Origin of the sequence: Flagellimonas algicida (assembly GCF_049629585.1) — a bacterium.
In the GTDB taxonomy this organism is placed as follows: domain Bacteria; phylum Bacteroidota; class Bacteroidia; order Flavobacteriales; family Flavobacteriaceae; genus Flagellimonas.
In genome coordinates, this window is record NZ_JBMYIX010000001.1 from 291,744 (window position 1) to 307,309 (window position 15,566).

Consider the following 15,566-nt stretch of genomic DNA (forward strand, 5'->3'; position numbering starts at 1 on the left):
ATAAAAGCATGGAAGCACAAAAGAACAGCTACCTTTTTAAGATTACCGCCATTGGAGCATTGGGGGGATTTTTGTTTGGTTACGACACAGCCGTGATTTCGGGAGCCATTGGTTTTATGGAAACCAAGTTTTCCTTGACCCCTTCACTAAAAGGTTGGGCCGTATCCAGTGCCATTTTGGGTTGCATCTTAGGCGCGCTGACCGCTGGGTATGTGGCCGACCGGATCGGTCGGAAAAAGGCCCTCATCATAACAGCTTTGCTGTTCGCCATATCGGCCATTGGTTGTCTGTTGGCCCCAAGTTTTACCCTTTTGGTCATTGCGCGGATTATTGGGGGTGTAGGTGTTGGTGCTGCTTCCATGCTTTCGCCATTGTATATATCGGAGATTTCTCCGGCGGAAAAAAGAGGGTCTCTGGTCTCCCTATATCAATTAGGGATAGTGTTGGGGATAATTATTGTGTATTTCTGCAATTATTTGGTGGCACAGGCAGGGGATGAAGCTTGGAACGTTGCATATGGGTGGCGCTATATGTTAGGGTCAGAGGCTTTGCCAGCCCTATTGTTTTTGGGCGCCCTGTTCTTGGTTCCCGAGAGCCCTCGGTGGTTGTCCAAGAACGGGAACAATGCGGCGGCCCTTCACATTCTGGAAAAGCTGAATCCGAAGGAGAAAGCCATGGAAATCCATCAAGGCATCCAAAAAGCGTTGCAGCAAGAAAAAGGCAAACTATCCGAACTCTTTGAAAAAGGGTTCCGGACTGCGATCATCATTGGGGTGGTATTGGCTCTTTTTTCACAGATTACAGGTATCAACGCCATCATGTATTACGCCCCTGAAATTTTGAAATCGGCAGGGTTTGGGGTGGATTCAGCCCTTATGCAGACCGTTCTGATAGGAGTGATCAATTCAATTTTCACCTTTGTGGCCATTAAGTACATTGATAAGGCAGGTCGGAAAAAACTATTGTTATGGGGAATTTTTGGAATGATCGTTTGCCTGTTGGTCATTGGGGCCTTATATCAGTTCGATGCCCTTGAAGGACCTTGGCTACTGATTTTCATCTTGGGATTTGTGGCTTGTTTTGCCTCTTCCTTAGGACCTATTCCGTGGGTGTTGATTTCTGAAATTTTTCCAACAAAAGTACGGGGAGTGGCCATGTCCATATGCATCATGGTCTTATGGGTAGGGGTTATGCTAATATCACAATTCACTCCCGTATTATTGAGTGACCTTGGACCCTCCTATACATTTTGGTTGTTTATGTTAAATGCCATTTTCCTGTGGGTTTTCACGTATAGGATGATTCCTGAGACCAAGGGCAAGACCTTGGAGGAAATTGAAATGGGATGGAAAAAATAAATCTAATCATGAAGAAAATAGCTTTAAAGCTCTTATGTTCCTTTATAGTACTTGTACCCATGTTGGTGTGCGGGCAGATAGAGTTGCCTCCCATTTTTTCTTCCCATATGGTATTGCCAAGGAATAAGCAAATTCCTCTTGAAGGGAAGGCAGAGCCAAGGACTACATTGACCATTACCATTGGAAGCCAAAGCCATACGGCGAAAGCGGATAAAAATGGAGTTTGGAAAGTGAATCTGCAACCCATGGTTGCCGGAGGACCTTTCGTTCTTCAAATTGAAGATGATCAAGGGAGGGAATTGACATTGGACAACCTATTGGTCGGGGACCTATGGTTATGTGCAGGGCAATCCAATATGCAGTACACCCTGAACATGCTGCGGTATAAGGAAACCCCGGATGACAACTATGATTCTCCCAACCTTCGGTTGTGCTCGGTATGGGTAGACCGGGATTATCTTCCAAGAAAGGATGTACGCAATGCTGTATGGCAGGAGGTGTCCAAGGAAACCGCCCGGAACTTTAGTGCCGTTGGATACTTTTTCGGGAAAAACCTAGCTGGGGAACAAGAAGTTCCCATAGGTCTCATCAGTAGTAATTTGGGGGCTACGGCCATAGAAACCTGGATGGGTATGGACGTTCTCAAGACATTTCCGCAGTTTGCTGAGGTTACGCAGAAGGTGGGTAAAATCAACAAAAGTTTTAAAACCCTGGATACTGAATTGGAAAAGTTCAGAAAGAAATGGGATGATAAATATTATTTAAAAGGACCTGGAATTGAGGGAAAATGGTACGAAGAAGGGTATGATTATTCCAATTGGGAAGAATGTACCTTGCCCGCTTTCTGGGATGATTTTGGGTACGCTTCACATGACGGCAGCATGTGGTTTAAGCGAACCTTTGATTTGGACTCCGTTCAAATGGAAAACGATTTCAACATAGTACTCAACCAAATTGATGACTACGACAGGGTTTGGGTCAATGGGGTGCAAATAGGGGAGTCCTTTGGAAAAAGTAATTTCAGGAATTATTCCGCACCCAAGGACATCCTTCGGGAAAAAGGGAATATACTTACGGTACGTGTCTTTGATGTTGGCGGGAAAGGAGGAATCTATACCAATGCTTTTTGGGGCAATTCCATCCTTAATGGGACTTGGAAATATAAAAAAGGCGTACGTATAGATAGCAGTCGGTTTCCCCAACCCGAAGTGGCCAATGGCAGTCCATTTTCGCACCCCATGCTCTTGTATAATGCCAGCATAGCTCCATTGCATAAAATACCCATAACCGGAGTAATCTGGTATCAAGGGGAATCCAATGAATCCAGGGCTGTGGAATATGGCTCCTTGTTACCGGCCATGATACAAGATTGGCGGAAGCAATGGAACAATCCTAAAATGCCTTTTTTGGTTGTTCAATTGGCAAACTATAGGCAAGAGGATGCTGAACCTAAGAATAGTCAGTGGGCCGAATTGCGGGAGTCCCAAATGAAGGCCACCGAACTGGAGCATGTGGATATAGTGAATGCAATAGACATTGGGGATGCCAATGATATCCACCCTTACAACAAAAAAGAAGTGGGTAGGCGATTGGCCCTTTTGGCACAACACCATACCTATGGTAAAACCCTTAAAAAAAGTCCTGTTTTTAAAGGCAGCACCCTGTCGGATTCTATTATCACCATTGAGTTTGAGACCTATGGCAGTCCATTGAAAAGTATGGATAAGCATGGCTATGTAAGAGGTTTTGCCATGGCGGGAGCAGATGGAAAGTTTTATTGGGCCAAAGCCAAGGTTTTGAATGATACCCAAGTGGCGGTATATCATGGGGATATTAAAAAGCCAATGTATGTCAGGTATGCTTGGTCTGATAACCCTGGACCATTGGATTTGGTAAATGCGGATGGACTCCCGGTCTTTCCTTTTAGAACCGATGATTTTGAGTTGAGTACAGAAAAGAATAGATATAGCTACGATCCCCATGCATTTTAGTGATGGATTGTAATGGTAAAATGAATAAATAACGGGTCTTGGAGCCTAAAAAGATGACATATGGAATACATAAAATCAATACGTTCTTTTAAGCAACAATGGATGGGCGTTGCGGCGATTACATTGTTGTGCACCTCCTGCGTTGACAAAAAAGAGACAAAAAAGAACGACAAGGACAGTGCACCGGAAGTAAATATTGCCATGGCAGGCGAATCAACAGAGTGGAGTGAACTCTTCATTAAAAATGAAGGATGGTTTGGAGGAGATGGCATTTTTGGAATTCCTATGGATGGTAAGGAGTTTGTTCCGGCGACGGAGAGTACGGTGACGCTGTTTACTTTTGGGGATACTATGATTGGCCACCATGATGGGGAAACCCTCTTGCCGGAAGACTTTTTGATGATCAATAATTCGGTGGGTATCCTTACAGGAAAAGAACCGGATTCGGAAAAGATCACCTTTCACTGGAAACAAAGCAGTGAAGGTAAGGCCGAGGGCCTTTTCAAACCCAATACGCCAAACGCAAGACCACATGATTATTATTGGTTGGGGGATGGCTTTGTCAATACGGAAGGGGATGGCAACCTGTATATTTACGCGTATCCTGTAAGGGAAAAAGACACCACCGGGATTGGTGGGTTCACGTTTGAGCAGGTAGGGGTGAACCTATTGCAAATTCCAAAGAGCAGTCAACCTCCATATGTGGAGCATAAGCAATTGGAGACCCCATTTTTTGATTCGGAAACCCAAACCTCATTTGGTAGTGCCATTTACGTGAATACAGCGTCGGCAGGAGCACCTAACCCTGATGGATATATCTATACTTATGCAGTTTCCAACCAGGACGGGACAAAGGGACTATTGGTGGCCAGGGCCTTACCGAAGGATTTTGTCAATTTTGGACAATGGAAATTTTGGAATGGGACCGATTGGGTGGTCAATATGGCAGATGCGGCATTGATTGCCAGGGATGTTTCCAACGAAATGAGTGTTTCTCCGCTATCGGATGGCAGCATTATACTTACCTACCAGCGTTACACCATGGGACCGGAAGTTGCCATACAAGTTGGGGAGTCCCTTGTAGGACCATTTGCCGAACCCAAAATTGTTTATAACACCACTGAAAACAACACGAACAAAACGTATTTTACCTATAATGCCAAGGCCTACCCGCATCTTTCCAAACCGGGAAGCCTCTTGGCCAGTTACAATGTAAATTCATTCGATTTTTGGGCAGATATTTTAAAGGACCCCAACCTTTATCGACCTAGATTCCTTGAGATTCCTTTGGAATAGGGTCTCAACGTTTAATGTCTATACTGTAGGTGAACTGATCGGCCCTGTAATACCCAATGTTGTATTCTATGGGCCTGTTACCGGGGTCGTAGACTACCCGTTTTCTCTGGAGAATGGCCGAGTTTACGGGTACTCCCAATTTTTCTGAAAGGGGTTTGTTGGCTAAAATGGCACTTATCTGTTCCCTTGAAAGTACTGGAACAGTATGGTATTCATGCTCCAAAATATCGTAGAGGTGGCGTCCAAAATCCTCATTTCCCGTGATGCCAATTCTGGGGTGAAAATAACTTATGAAATACACAAAGGGCCCATTGTCCAATCCCCTGAGCCTTTCCAATTTAAAAACTTCCTGGCCTTCCTTGATTTCCAGTTCCCCGGCAATTTCAATATCGGCCATGATCTTGGAAACCTTGATCTCATAATTTCTGAAATCAATCCCCTGGGCATGCATCTCCTGACTGAAACTTACCCAATTGGACAGTTTGGTCTCGACCTGTTTTTTGGCCACTTTGGTACCAACCCCTTTTTTTCTGATCAAAAGCTTTTCCTGGACCAATCTATTGGTGGCCTGCCGGATAGTGTTCCGTGAAATACCAAGCCTTTTGGACAGATCTACCTCTTTGGGCAAGAATTTTCCATTCTGGTATTCCGGGTCATTGATCATGTCACGGAGTATCTCCTCAACCTGTAGATGTAAGGGCACAGGGCTGTCATGGTCTATGCTTAGGGACTTAAGGTTGTCCATGTTCTTTTGTTCAGACATGAAGCAAACTTATAAAATTTGTTTTAATAACTACCTATTATCCACTGTTGGATTTTATTGGGGTCCCTTGTAGATGAGTTGGTCCAACCGGATTTCACCCAGTTTTCTGGTCAATTGGGCGTCTGTATATAACTCCATAACGGGATCCAAGAAATGGTAGGTGAAGTTTGGATTGTAAACAAAAGGGTTGGCAGTATCAAAGTCCTTGAAAACAGACTTTACCTTCATGGTCAGTTGTAGCAGAACACTTTTGTCATTGATAAGGGCCTCTGCCTTTTCCGGATTCATTTTGAAGAGTACTTCGGCATTGATGTAGTCCACTTGCTCCGTTTTACCATAGAATTGATTCCCGTATGTGGTTTCTGGTGAAAAGGTGTTGAAGTATTCCAAAGCTGAAACCCCTAAAGGAGGTCTCTTTATGGGAAGTCGTAACCAAAAACCTCCATGATCAAAATCATATTGACCTTGAAATTTAACAGCATACACAAGCTGGAAATCATGGGTGCCATCAGCAAAAAAATCTTCGCTCCATTTTAGGATGATATCCAAGTATTTCTCAACAAAGGACACGTATCGCTCATTTTCAGTGAAGTCATCAGATTGGTGTCCCCCCCATTTTCTTACAAATGGACTTTTACCGTCACCACTCCAATCGTTCATAAAATACTCTTTTTTCAAAGCATCGGTCCCCATGCTGAATGCAAATTCCAACAAGGTTTTTTGGGCGAGACTCGATTTGGCTTCCTCTTCCACAATGGTTCCTTTGGTTCTTTGGGTAAGGGCGGTCCGGTCCATTACCTTAAAATGATCTTTTAAAATATGGATACGGGCCAGATGGGCAAAACCCGTATATCCCAAACCAGTCAAATTTCTTTTCTCGGCTGCCTCTTTGGAAAGGTCCACTTTTTTCGGATTGTCGCGCATCATATAAAAATCTATGGCCCCAAACCGGGGAAGATCTTTATGTTTTTGGAGGACAATATCCTTGAAAGCAGGGTTTGGGGACGGCAATACCATAAATTCAGAAATGTCAGGAGAAGGAGATGTCTGTTTTTTTGGGGTGCTCTGTTTTTGTTGGGAGGATTCTTTCCCAGTTGAAGGCACGTTGTCTTTATTTGGTTTTTCGGGTTGTGGATCTGTGCCCTCAAAAACAGCATCCACTTGCTCATCGGCCTTTTTCAATAGTTTTTCTTCGGCTTTTTGCTTCAATTTTTTTAAAAATTGGGCATTTGCATCCGTGGTCTGGGAAAAGAAACAGAGAATTATTACAAGAAGAATATATGTGGTTCGCATGGTTTCTAGTATTTGGATTGCAATGTCTTTAGGTCGATTTCCCCCATTTTATTGGTAAGGGCAGCATCGCGATAAATTTCAATGATCGAATCTTCCAGCTCATACTCCCAAGCCACATGGGTTGGATTGCTGAGTTTTGGGGATACCTTTACCTTAAGAACGGCAAATACTGGGGACCTTTGTTGAAGGTTCAAGGTCTTCGCCATGGAAGGATCAATGGGTACAAAGTGTTTCTTGGCATTGTTGGCCAATGCCTTTTCATTTTCAGTGAAGGGTAAAAACTCGGAATGATGGAGCATAAAACTGCTACCCACCAAGGAGAAGATATTGTTTATCCAGTACCCCTTGTTTTTAAAATCGTATTTCTCCGAAACGAGTGCCCTGTTCACATAATAGACCGTTTCACTGCCGTTGGCATAAAACGTTCGGCTCCATTCTTGTAAAGGCTCCAAATAGTTCTTGACGAAACTTGTATAGCTACGGTTTTGGGCAAATTCATTTTTTCCGGCCCCGCCCCAATAGGCTATGTGTTTTCTTTCCCCGGCAGGATTATAGAAATTGCATGGCGATTTTGCCTCTGGATCGCAAAAATATTCCTTGAGCACCTTATCCGAAGAAGCATATCCGGCAAGTTGTAGCAAATGGTGTTGGGCAAACTCGGAATTTTTGAATTCCTGCCCCTTTTCTTGTTGGGAAGAGTTGGACTTTGTCAATTTGGAGCGATTGATATCGGCATAGGTTTGTTCTAGAAATTGAAGTTCCATGAGTTTTTCATACGCTTTGTTGTCGGTAGGTTTTGTAGTCCCCCGCACAAAATAAAGCGCCCCATACCTAGGAAGTCCCTTATGGGACTGTATGGTGATATCAATAAAATCCGAACTGGGCGATGTATAGGTGATTACGGAACCTTCCGTGCCAACAGGATAGGTTGTGGAGGCTTTCTTTTGATTGGGTACCGATGGCGGTGTCTTTGTTTCACTTTGGGTATTGGTGGACTTTTCCGTTTCTTTTTTGGTTGATGAGGTATTCCCGTTTGTGCCATTCAGGATCTCATCGGTCTTTTCGTCCGCTTTTTGGGCAATCTTTTCCTCAACACTTTTCTTTAATTTTTTCAGGAACTGTCCCTGCACATGGGTAGGGGCAGCCATCCCCAACAGGATAACGAACAGGATATAGTGTATTTTGATGTTCATCTTTTTCATGCTTTTTTGGATTATCTGGTTTTGGATACCATGGTGTTGATATCGATTTCACCTACTTTTTGGGTGAGACTGTCATCGGAATAGATCATGATCGTGGGGCTGTTCAAGGTAAATGTGGTTTTCAATTGGTCTGCCCTATAGTTTTCCAATCCGTTGAGGGATGCAGTAATATCAAGCACCAGAAATATGGTTTGATGGTTTTCCGAAAAGGCTTCTGCTTTTTCCGGTGCCATTTTAAGCAAGATCGATGAGCCGTTGGGATGCACCAGTTTTCGCTCTGCGGAATTGGAAGGTTGAAGCTCCCACCATCGCAATAAAAAATCGTTTTGGTGCATTTGGTGGGTGTGTAACCAATATCCGCCATCCTTAAAACTGTATGTGCCAAGTTGTGTCTTTGCCACATAATACCCGTCAATGGTGTTGTTGGGGTATAGTGAGTTGCCCCATTTTTCCAATTTTGGGAACAGTTCATTCACAAAAGCTGTGTAGGCCCTCAATTGTTGGAACTCGGAAGCTCCCCGACCACCCCAGGAGCGGATGTTCCTCGGTTCGTTATAGTACCCATCTTCTTTGAAGATGGAAGCACAATCTTCCTCCTTTTCATTGCAGAAAAACCGTTTTAGTTCACTCTTGGAGGATAGGGCATTGGCCAAGGCCAGCACATGTTGTTGGGCCGTGTAGGATTTCAAATCCTTTTCAAACATGGATTGGGTGCGTTCCGTAAAAAGATCGCGGTCCATGGCACTGAACATGTCAGCTTTAAAACGGATTTTCAAAAGTTCCAGCAAAGCGTGCCTACTGGCCCGGTTGTGGCTGGATTTTTTGTCCACCTCAAAGTAATTTTCAGCTTTGGAACTTACATAGGTGCCATCGGATTTTACAAAATACTCGTCCTGTATCCCAAAGCGAAGCTTGTTGTTATGGGTCTGCAATGAAAGGGATATAAAATTGGGCGATGGCGATGTAAAGACCTTCTCCTCTTGAGATTTTAAGCTGGGCAATACGGCCAAGGTCAGAAGCACATATACGATTTTTTTCATTTGCTAAGGCGTTTTTAAAATAAGGTTGTCCATGGACAAGGTGGTGAAGTGTTGGGTCAGGGCTTCATCCAGATACACATCCATTTCCTTGTTCACATGGGAGTAACTGAATTCCAAGCGGTCATTTGGTCGAGATAAGGGCTTGCCCGAGTACACCATCTTTATTTTCTTTACCAAGTACAGTTTACTAATGCCTTCTTTCATTAATCGCTCTGCAGTCCCTTCATCCATTTGAAGGAAGAAGTCCACATGGTTTTTTGAGTTACTTTTTTTAATCAGTTCGGTTTCAAAGAAGGCTGACGGCAGGAAGGTCACCGAATGGATATCACTGGATTTTAAGGAAAAGATATCGTTTAATTGGAGCGGATGTACCAACCAATACCCCTTTTGGTCAAAATCGTAGTTCCTGCCAATGTGCAGGGTGGAAACGTGATAGCCCACCATTTCATCATTTTTGAAGAAACTTTGGCTCCACTGCACCAAGGGGTCTAAGCATTGATCTATAAAAGCCTTATAATTCCGGATTCGTTCAAACTCGTTGGCCCCACGATTGGCATTTTCGCAAACCTGACCTGTACCAACACTTTGCGCTATTTGGTTACGGAGATAATTTTGCAGGTAGGCCGAGTTGCGTTGCTCTTGCGACATATTTCCCGAAACCGTGGTCAAACGTTCCCGATCAAGATCACCCATAAAGGGTGTCCTATACTTGAGCCCTAGGAGGAGGGAGAAGTTTCTGTAGCCTAAACCAACCTCTTTGCTTTTTTCGGTATCGTAGGAGCCCCGTACCGGCCTTACGGTTCGCACGGGAGCTTTCCCCGTGTTGTTTTGGATTTTGTAGTTGTCCCTTGCGCCAAATCTTGGTAATCCTTTATGGGATTGCAGCACAATGGGGATAAATTGGTCCGATGGCGGGTCAAAAACCAATAAACCATCAGATTCTTGCTGAGCATGGATATGTACAGCAAAAACCAAGGTGATGGTCCAGAGGTAGTATTTTAGTGATAGTTTTTTCATGTTGAGCAGTTATTCCCACGTAACGACACCATCCATGGTCAAAACCACATCGCTGTCCGTGTTGATTACGGTCGTGCCATTAAAAACAACTTTCTTGGCATTGAAATCAACGCTGTATCCATCGCCGCAGGCGGTAAAAAAGCCTTGGTAGGGTGATGAGCAGGCATGCCGGAATTCTTCACCGTTCTTCACGATGGTCATGGAGATGGTCTTTTCAATATCCGGAGATCCCCCGGTTGAAAAATCAGCAGCAACGATTACAAAACCATTCTGGTCATTGGTATAGACCAATTCGTTGTTTTCCACTCGGATGTTTTCGGAGAGCAGCATTACGGATTTATCTGTTCCCGTAAGTCCCACTTGGGCCACGGCTATGTTGGCCACGGTAAGGGAGTTTCCAAATTCAGAGGTTTCTTCACCGGACAATTGTATGGTTCCGCTTGCTTTTCCTGTAGACTCATTTTCGGGTGAATCGCCATCATCTGAAGCACAGTTGGCAAAAATGGAAATCGATAGGACAAATAGAAAAAATAGAGGTGTTTTTAGCATTATAACAAGGATTTGGTCTTGATGAACCTCTAAACTATGGGATTCCCGGGCCATACACCACGACCATTTAGTTATCGTTACATATGTTAGGATTATCGTTGTGGTTTGTGCAATATTCGTATTGTGGGGAAACTAAAGCGGTATAATGGGGCAAAACCGTTAAATTTGGAACTACACCAATTTCCAAACATGCCAGTACCCTTCAAAAGAGCCATTACCCTTTTTTTGATTTGTTTTGTTCCCCTTTGGGGAATTTCCCAAGAAAACCCAGCGGATTCGTTACAACAGGAATTGGCTTCCCATACCGTCAAAGATTCGGTCAGGGCCAATTTGCTCATCAAAATTGCAGGGAGCATGACCTATTCCGAACCACAAGGAGCTTTTCCCTATGTGGAAGAGGCCATAAGTATATCCAAGGCACTGGATTGGACCAAAGGTGAAGCCTTGGCGCTTCGGCAAAAAGGACACCTACACTATGTCATGGCCGATGAACTCAATGCCTTGGATGCCTATCAAAGCGCTTTACAGTTGAGTCATGTTATGCAGGACAAAGAGTTGGAGTCGACTTTGATAAGCAATATTGGGAACATTTATGCCGATTTGAAACAGTATGACAAGGCCTTGGAAAACTATGAAAGCTATCTTGCCTTTGCGGAATCCACGGGGAATGTCAATGAACAGATCAAAGGACTTTCCAACATTGCCATCGTCTATAACGATACGGAACGATACACCGAAGGAGTGGCTTATCTGGAAAAAGCCTTGGCATTGGCCAAAGAGGAAGGGAATGAACTTTTTGTAGCCGCCATTACCAATAATTTGGCCTTGGCGTATAAAAAATTGGAACAGTACCCAAAGGCATTGGAGCACTATCAAGATGCAGCTGTCCTGGCCCATACGATTGGCAATAAATATATTGAGGCGTCTGCCTTGAACAGTATCGGGATAGTGAACATACTCGTGGGAAATTATGATGCGGCCAGTGAGGTGGGACAGAAAGCGTTGGAATTGTCGCAGGAAATTGAGGCGGTGGAATGGCAGGCCGATTCGTGGAAGGTGCTCAGCGAAATCTATGAACACGAAGGGAAAATGGAGGAGGCCTTGGGGGCATACAAGAATCATGTCCGGTTACAGGACAGTGTTTTGAGTGAGGAAAAGAAAATGGAACTGACCCGAAAGGAAATGCAGTTTCAGATGGAAAGACAGCAAGCGGTGGCCGATGAGGAAATCAAGCGTCAGCAACTGGTAAAGAACGGGTATCTAGCAGGTGCTTTGATCTTGGCACTGATTTCGGTTGGGGGTTATTTTGTCTATAAGCGCAGACGGGACGCCCTTGAGAAAAAGAAGGTGGCGGAATTCAATGCCAAGGTGGCCGAAACAGAGCTAAAAGCACTGAGGAGTCAAATGAACCCACATTTTATTTTCAATTCGTTGAATTCCATAAGTGATTTCATTTCAAAAAAGGATGTGAAGCAAGCCGATGACTATCTGGTAAAATTTGCCAAGCTCACCCGTTCCATTTTGGAGAATTCAGAGAAAAAATGGATCAGTCTTGAAGAAGATCTGGAATTGATGGAGCTGTACATGCAGTTGGAGTCGCTACGACTGGAAAACAAACTTCATTACAGCATTGTGGTGGATGAAAGCATTGACCCAGACAATACCTTGGTACCCCCAATGATTTTGCAGCCTTTTGTGGAAAACAGTATTTGGCATGGGATTGCCAAGCGAACCACGGACGGAACCATTGACATTACGATCAAGAATGAGGGGGATATGTTGTTATGCGTAGTGGAGGACAATGGAGTAGGGCGTTCCAAGAAGGTGCCTCAAGAGGAGCATAAAAGTTCTTTGGGGGTGAAGATTACCAAGAACCGTATCGATATTATCAACCATCTTAAGAACACTAAGGGTTCCATTGCCATGATTGATAAGGAAATGGGACTTCGGGTAGAGCTGAAACTGCCCTTGGAACTTCAATTTTAAAAAGTATGCTAAAGGCCATTATCGTTGACGACGAACAACATTGCATCAACCGTTTGGAAGAACTTTTGCAGGAACATAAAGAGCAAATCCAAATCGTATCATGTTGCAAAACGTTGGAGGAAGCCAAAAGGCAGATTGGGAACCTTGGACCCGACATCCTGTTTCTGGATGTGCATTTGGGAGATGTGACGGGGTTTGATCTACTTTCCCAGTTGGATCACATAGATTTTGAACTGATATTCACCACGTCCTTCGATAGCTATGCCCTGCAAGCGTTTAAATTTTCAGCATTGGATTATCTGTTAAAACCTATAGACAAGGATGATTTGAAAGAAGCTGTCAAAAGGGTACAGCAGTCCAAAAAACTAAAGGAGACTTCCCAGAAAATCGATGTGCTCTTCCATAACTTCAAGGACGGGGCCGGAACATCCAAAAGAATAGCGGTGCCCACCATGGATGGGTTCGCCATGGTAGATGTGAAAGATATCATAAGGTTGCAGTCAGACGGCAATTATACTCATATATATACCACCTCAAACAAACGGATAACCGCGGCAAGGACCCTGAAACATTTTGAGGGGCTGTTGGATACGGATGCATTTTTCAGGACCCACAAGTCCCATTTGGTCAACCTTTCTTTTGTGGACAATTATATCAAGGGCAAGGGGGGGTATGTGGTCTTATCCGATGGCAACAAGGTTGAAGTCGCTGTGAGACGGAAAGAAGAGCTGATCCAAAAATTGATGCCCAATTCGTAACGGAATTAGACTCCAATTGCATTGACGGATACGGATATTTTCAAGATATTTATGGAAGCTTGTCCCATATCAAAAAAAGTATGCAAAAACAGGAGTTCGATATTATAAAATCCACAGGGGAGAAGACCAAGTTTTCCGTTACAAAGCTGGAAAATTCACTAAAAGCCAGTGGAGCGGACGATGCCTTGGTGAAAAAAATCGTCAATGTGGTCATGGATGAACTCTATCCGGGAATTTCCACCAAGGAAATCTACAACAGGGCATTTGCCATGCTCAAAAAGGCTAAATCGGTTTGTGCTTCAAAATATAAATTGAAGAAGGCCATTTATGAGCTGGGTCCCACGGGATTTCCCTTTGAGCGCTTTATAAGTGGCATTTTGTATTATTCGGGATACACCACCCAAGTGGGGCAGATGGTGCAGGGCACCTGTGTGTCCCACGAAATAGATGTATTGGCCCGTAAAGATGGGATCTTGAATATCATTGAATGTAAGTTTCATGGTGAGGATGGCCTTAAGTGCAATGTAAAGGTGCCGCTGTATATTGCTTCGAGATACAATGATGTCAAAGGACCGCTTGAATCGGAAAAGGAAAAGGAATATGAAAAGACCGCAGGATGGGTGGTCACCAACACCCGATTCACCATGGATGCACTTCAATACGGACAGTGTGCAGGATTGAACTTGTTGAGTTGGGACCATCCCTCCGGGAATGGGCTGAAGGATAGGATAGATAGGTTGAGGTTATATCCCATCACGGTCTCCACTTTGCTATCGGGAAGGGAAAAACAGTTCTTGTTGAACAGGGAGGTTGTGCTGTGCCGGCAATTGTTGGAAGATAGTTTCTATTTGGACCACTTGGGGGTTTCCAATGGTAGGAAGAGCAGGATCATTAAAGAAATGCAGTCCCTGTGTCATATGCAGATTTGATGTATGGAAAGACTTAAAGTTCATTTTTTGGGTGCTGCGGGCACGGTAACAGGTTCCAAGTTTTATCTGGAAACCAATGAGGTCAAGATACTGGTAGACTGTGGCATGTTCCAAGGGAACAAGGAACTTCGGATACAGAACTGGGAACCTTTGCCCATTGAGGTTTCGCAGATTGATGTGGTCCTATTGACCCATGGTCACTTAGATCACTGTGGATATCTTCCCCTTTTGGTGAAACAGGGGTTTCAAGGAAGCATTATGGGAACGGCACCCACCTTGGAGATTGCCAAGATCATTCTTGAGGACAGTGCCAAAATCCTGGAAGAAGAAGCCGAAAGGGCCAATAAGGAAGGATACAGTAAGCACGACCCGGCACTTCCGCTGTTTGACCAACACGATGTGGTGACCACCTTGAAACGCTTTAAAAGTATAGAGGAAGAGGAAAATATAGGACTTTCACCCCATTGTTCGGTACGTTTTAGGTATAATGGCCATATCATTGGTTCAACCTTTATTGAAATAGACCTTTTTGGTAAAAAGTTGGTTTTCTCTGGGGATGTGGGGCGCCTACAGGACGATTTGCTAGATCCGCCCAAACGGCCACAATGGGCCGACTATCTTTTTGTGGAAAGTACCTACGGGGATAGAGAGCATCCAGAAGAAGACCTTGAGTCCATTTTACGGGAACTTACCCAAAGAACCATTCAAAGAAGGGGCACTTTGATTATCCCATCTTTTGCAGTGGAACGATTACAATCGCTCATGTATCTATTATGGAAGCTCTACAGTAAGAATAAAATCCCCAACATTCCCATATTTGTGGACAGTCCAATGGGAATAAACGTACTGGAGGTCTTTGGCCGATTTCCCAAATGGCATAAGCTCGCCCCGGAAGAATACCATAATATGTGCAACCATGTTACTTTGGTGAGTTCGTACCGGGAAACATGGGAAACCATTGATGATCCCAGGCCCAAGATTGTCATTGCGGGCAGTGGTATGGTCACAGGGGGGAGGGTGCTCACTTATATCAAGCAGCTGGCGGATATGGAATCCACCTCCATATTACTGGTGGGTTACCAAGCCGAGGGGACCCGGGGCAGACAATTGTTGGATGGCGCACAGGAATTGAAAATGTTCGGAAAGTATGTGCCGATCAAGGCCAATGTACAGCACTTGGAAAGTTTATCGGCCCATGCAGACCAAAAGGAACTATTGTATTGGCTTGAAAGTGTGGACAACGTACCGGAAAAAGTGTTCCTTATACATGGGGAAACCGAGGCCATGGCCGTTTTTAAGGACAAGATTCAAGAGGTGTTCGGATGGCACACCCATATTCCTAAACTCCATGAAACCGTTGAGATTTTACTTTGACGCCTTGGGT

The 15,566-nt window shown here is 44.2% G+C and carries 13 protein-coding genes; 7 read left to right on the forward strand and 6 right to left on the reverse strand.

Features of this window, described 5'->3' with window-relative positions:
• The first annotated feature begins 8 nt into the window (after nucleotides 1-8).
• From ACPD8L_RS01215 to ACPD8L_RS01225, 3 genes are read left to right on the forward strand one after another with little or no spacing between them, the layout of a single operon-like run.
• Nucleotides 9-1,358 (forward strand): sugar porter family MFS transporter, encoded by a 1,350-nt coding sequence (locus ACPD8L_RS01215; RefSeq protein WP_116219100.1) that lies wholly within the window; start codon nucleotides 9-11, stop codon nucleotides 1,356-1,358.
• A gap of 8 nt (nucleotides 1,359-1,366) precedes the next feature.
• On the forward strand, nucleotides 1,367-3,349 hold the full coding sequence (locus ACPD8L_RS01220) for a sialate O-acetylesterase (RefSeq protein WP_423941360.1): 1,983 nt from the start codon (nucleotides 1,367-1,369) through the stop codon (nucleotides 3,347-3,349).
• A 60-nt stretch (nucleotides 3,350-3,409) separates the two neighbouring features.
• Nucleotides 3,410-4,645 carry a DUF4185 domain-containing protein gene (locus ACPD8L_RS01225; RefSeq protein ID WP_423941361.1) on the forward strand — a complete coding sequence of 412 codons (1,236 nt, stop codon included), beginning with the start codon at nucleotides 3,410-3,412 and terminating at the stop codon, nucleotides 4,643-4,645.
• Nucleotides 4,646-4,649: 4 nt separating this feature from the next.
• Here ACPD8L_RS01225 and ACPD8L_RS01230 read toward each other — a convergent pair whose 3' ends face one another.
• The 6 genes from ACPD8L_RS01230 to ACPD8L_RS01255 are packed head-to-tail and all read right to left on the reverse strand — an operon-like array spanning nucleotide 4,650 to nucleotide 10,509.
• Nucleotides 4,650-5,408, reverse strand: coding sequence for a GntR family transcriptional regulator (locus ACPD8L_RS01230; protein ID WP_293299938.1), 759 nt, complete (start codon nucleotides 5,406-5,408; stop codon nucleotides 4,650-4,652).
• Nucleotides 5,409-5,462: 54 nt separating this feature from the next.
• A complete protein-coding gene (locus ACPD8L_RS01235) occupies nucleotides 5,463-6,701 on the reverse strand; it encodes a hypothetical protein (RefSeq protein WP_423941363.1) in 1,239 nt (412 codons plus the stop codon).
• Between the two features lie 5 nt (nucleotides 6,702-6,706).
• Nucleotides 6,707-7,903 carry a hypothetical protein gene (locus ACPD8L_RS01240; RefSeq protein ID WP_423941364.1) on the reverse strand — a complete coding sequence of 399 codons (1,197 nt, stop codon included), beginning with the start codon at nucleotides 7,901-7,903 and terminating at the stop codon, nucleotides 6,707-6,709.
• 11 nt (nucleotides 7,904-7,914) lie between these two features.
• The gene (locus ACPD8L_RS01245; protein ID WP_423941365.1) at nucleotides 7,915-8,943 is read right to left on the reverse strand and encodes a hypothetical protein; all 1,029 of its coding nucleotides are present in this window, start codon (nucleotides 8,941-8,943) and stop codon (nucleotides 7,915-7,917) included.
• A 3-nt stretch (nucleotides 8,944-8,946) separates the two neighbouring features.
• Nucleotides 8,947-9,960 (reverse strand): hypothetical protein, encoded by a 1,014-nt coding sequence (locus ACPD8L_RS01250; protein ID WP_423941366.1) that lies wholly within the window; start codon nucleotides 9,958-9,960, stop codon nucleotides 8,947-8,949.
• 9 nt (nucleotides 9,961-9,969) lie between these two features.
• Nucleotides 9,970-10,509: a hypothetical protein gene (locus tag ACPD8L_RS01255; protein ID WP_423941367.1), complete on the reverse strand. Its 540-nt coding sequence runs from the start codon at nucleotides 10,507-10,509 to the stop codon at nucleotides 9,970-9,972.
• Between the two features lie 189 nt (nucleotides 10,510-10,698).
• On the opposite strand from ACPD8L_RS01255, the gene ACPD8L_RS01260 reads away from it, so the two are divergent.
• The 4 genes from ACPD8L_RS01260 to ACPD8L_RS01275 all read left to right on the forward strand — a co-directional run bounded on the left by ACPD8L_RS01260 (nucleotide 10,699) and on the right by ACPD8L_RS01275 (nucleotide 15,556).
• Nucleotides 10,699-12,495 carry a tetratricopeptide repeat-containing sensor histidine kinase gene (locus ACPD8L_RS01260; RefSeq protein ID WP_423941369.1) on the forward strand — a complete coding sequence of 599 codons (1,797 nt, stop codon included), beginning with the start codon at nucleotides 10,699-10,701 and terminating at the stop codon, nucleotides 12,493-12,495.
• Nucleotides 12,496-12,500: 5 nt separating this feature from the next.
• Nucleotides 12,501-13,253 (forward strand): LytR/AlgR family response regulator transcription factor, encoded by a 753-nt coding sequence (locus ACPD8L_RS01265; protein WP_423941371.1) that lies wholly within the window; start codon nucleotides 12,501-12,503, stop codon nucleotides 13,251-13,253.
• 80 nt (nucleotides 13,254-13,333) lie between these two features.
• Complete coding sequence (locus tag ACPD8L_RS01270; protein WP_423941372.1) at nucleotides 13,334-14,182, forward strand: ATPase; 849 nt, start codon at nucleotides 13,334-13,336, stop codon at nucleotides 14,180-14,182.
• 3 nt (nucleotides 14,183-14,185) lie between these two features.
• Nucleotides 14,186-15,556: an MBL fold metallo-hydrolase RNA specificity domain-containing protein gene (locus tag ACPD8L_RS01275; RefSeq protein WP_423941373.1), complete on the forward strand. Its 1,371-nt coding sequence runs from the start codon at nucleotides 14,186-14,188 to the stop codon at nucleotides 15,554-15,556.
• Nucleotides 15,557-15,566: the final 10 nt, after the last annotated feature.

What these genes read in the sequence shown, in the direction of transcription:
- ACPD8L_RS01215 (WP_116219100.1), top strand. Translation starts at nt 9, where the DNA reads ATGGAAGCACAAAAGAACAGCTACCTTTTTAAGATTACCGCCATTGGA.
- ACPD8L_RS01220 (WP_423941360.1), top strand. Translation starts at nt 1,367, where the DNA reads ATGAAGAAAATAGCTTTAAAGCTCTTATGTTCCTTTATAGTACTTGTA.
- ACPD8L_RS01225 (WP_423941361.1), top strand. Translation starts at nt 3,410, where the DNA reads ATGGAATACATAAAATCAATACGTTCTTTTAAGCAACAATGGATGGGC.
- ACPD8L_RS01230 (WP_293299938.1), bottom strand. Translation starts at nt 5,408, where the DNA reads ATGTCTGAACAAAAGAACATGGACAACCTTAAGTCCCTAAGCATAGAC.
- ACPD8L_RS01235 (WP_423941363.1), bottom strand. Translation starts at nt 6,701, where the DNA reads ATGCGAACCACATATATTCTTCTTGTAATAATTCTCTGTTTCTTTTCC.
- ACPD8L_RS01240 (WP_423941364.1), bottom strand. Translation starts at nt 7,903, where the DNA reads ATGAAAAAGATGAACATCAAAATACACTATATCCTGTTCGTTATCCTG.
- ACPD8L_RS01245 (WP_423941365.1), bottom strand. Translation starts at nt 8,943, where the DNA reads ATGAAAAAAATCGTATATGTGCTTCTGACCTTGGCCGTATTGCCCAGC.
- ACPD8L_RS01250 (WP_423941366.1), bottom strand. Translation starts at nt 9,960, where the DNA reads ATGAAAAAACTATCACTAAAATACTACCTCTGGACCATCACCTTGGTT.
- ACPD8L_RS01255 (WP_423941367.1), bottom strand. Translation starts at nt 10,509, where the DNA reads ATGCTAAAAACACCTCTATTTTTTCTATTTGTCCTATCGATTTCCATT.
- ACPD8L_RS01260 (WP_423941369.1), top strand. Translation starts at nt 10,699, where the DNA reads ATGCCAGTACCCTTCAAAAGAGCCATTACCCTTTTTTTGATTTGTTTT.
- ACPD8L_RS01265 (WP_423941371.1), top strand. Translation starts at nt 12,501, where the DNA reads ATGCTAAAGGCCATTATCGTTGACGACGAACAACATTGCATCAACCGT.
- ACPD8L_RS01270 (WP_423941372.1), top strand. Translation starts at nt 13,334, where the DNA reads ATGCAAAAACAGGAGTTCGATATTATAAAATCCACAGGGGAGAAGACC.
- ACPD8L_RS01275 (WP_423941373.1), top strand. Translation starts at nt 14,186, where the DNA reads ATGGAAAGACTTAAAGTTCATTTTTTGGGTGCTGCGGGCACGGTAACA.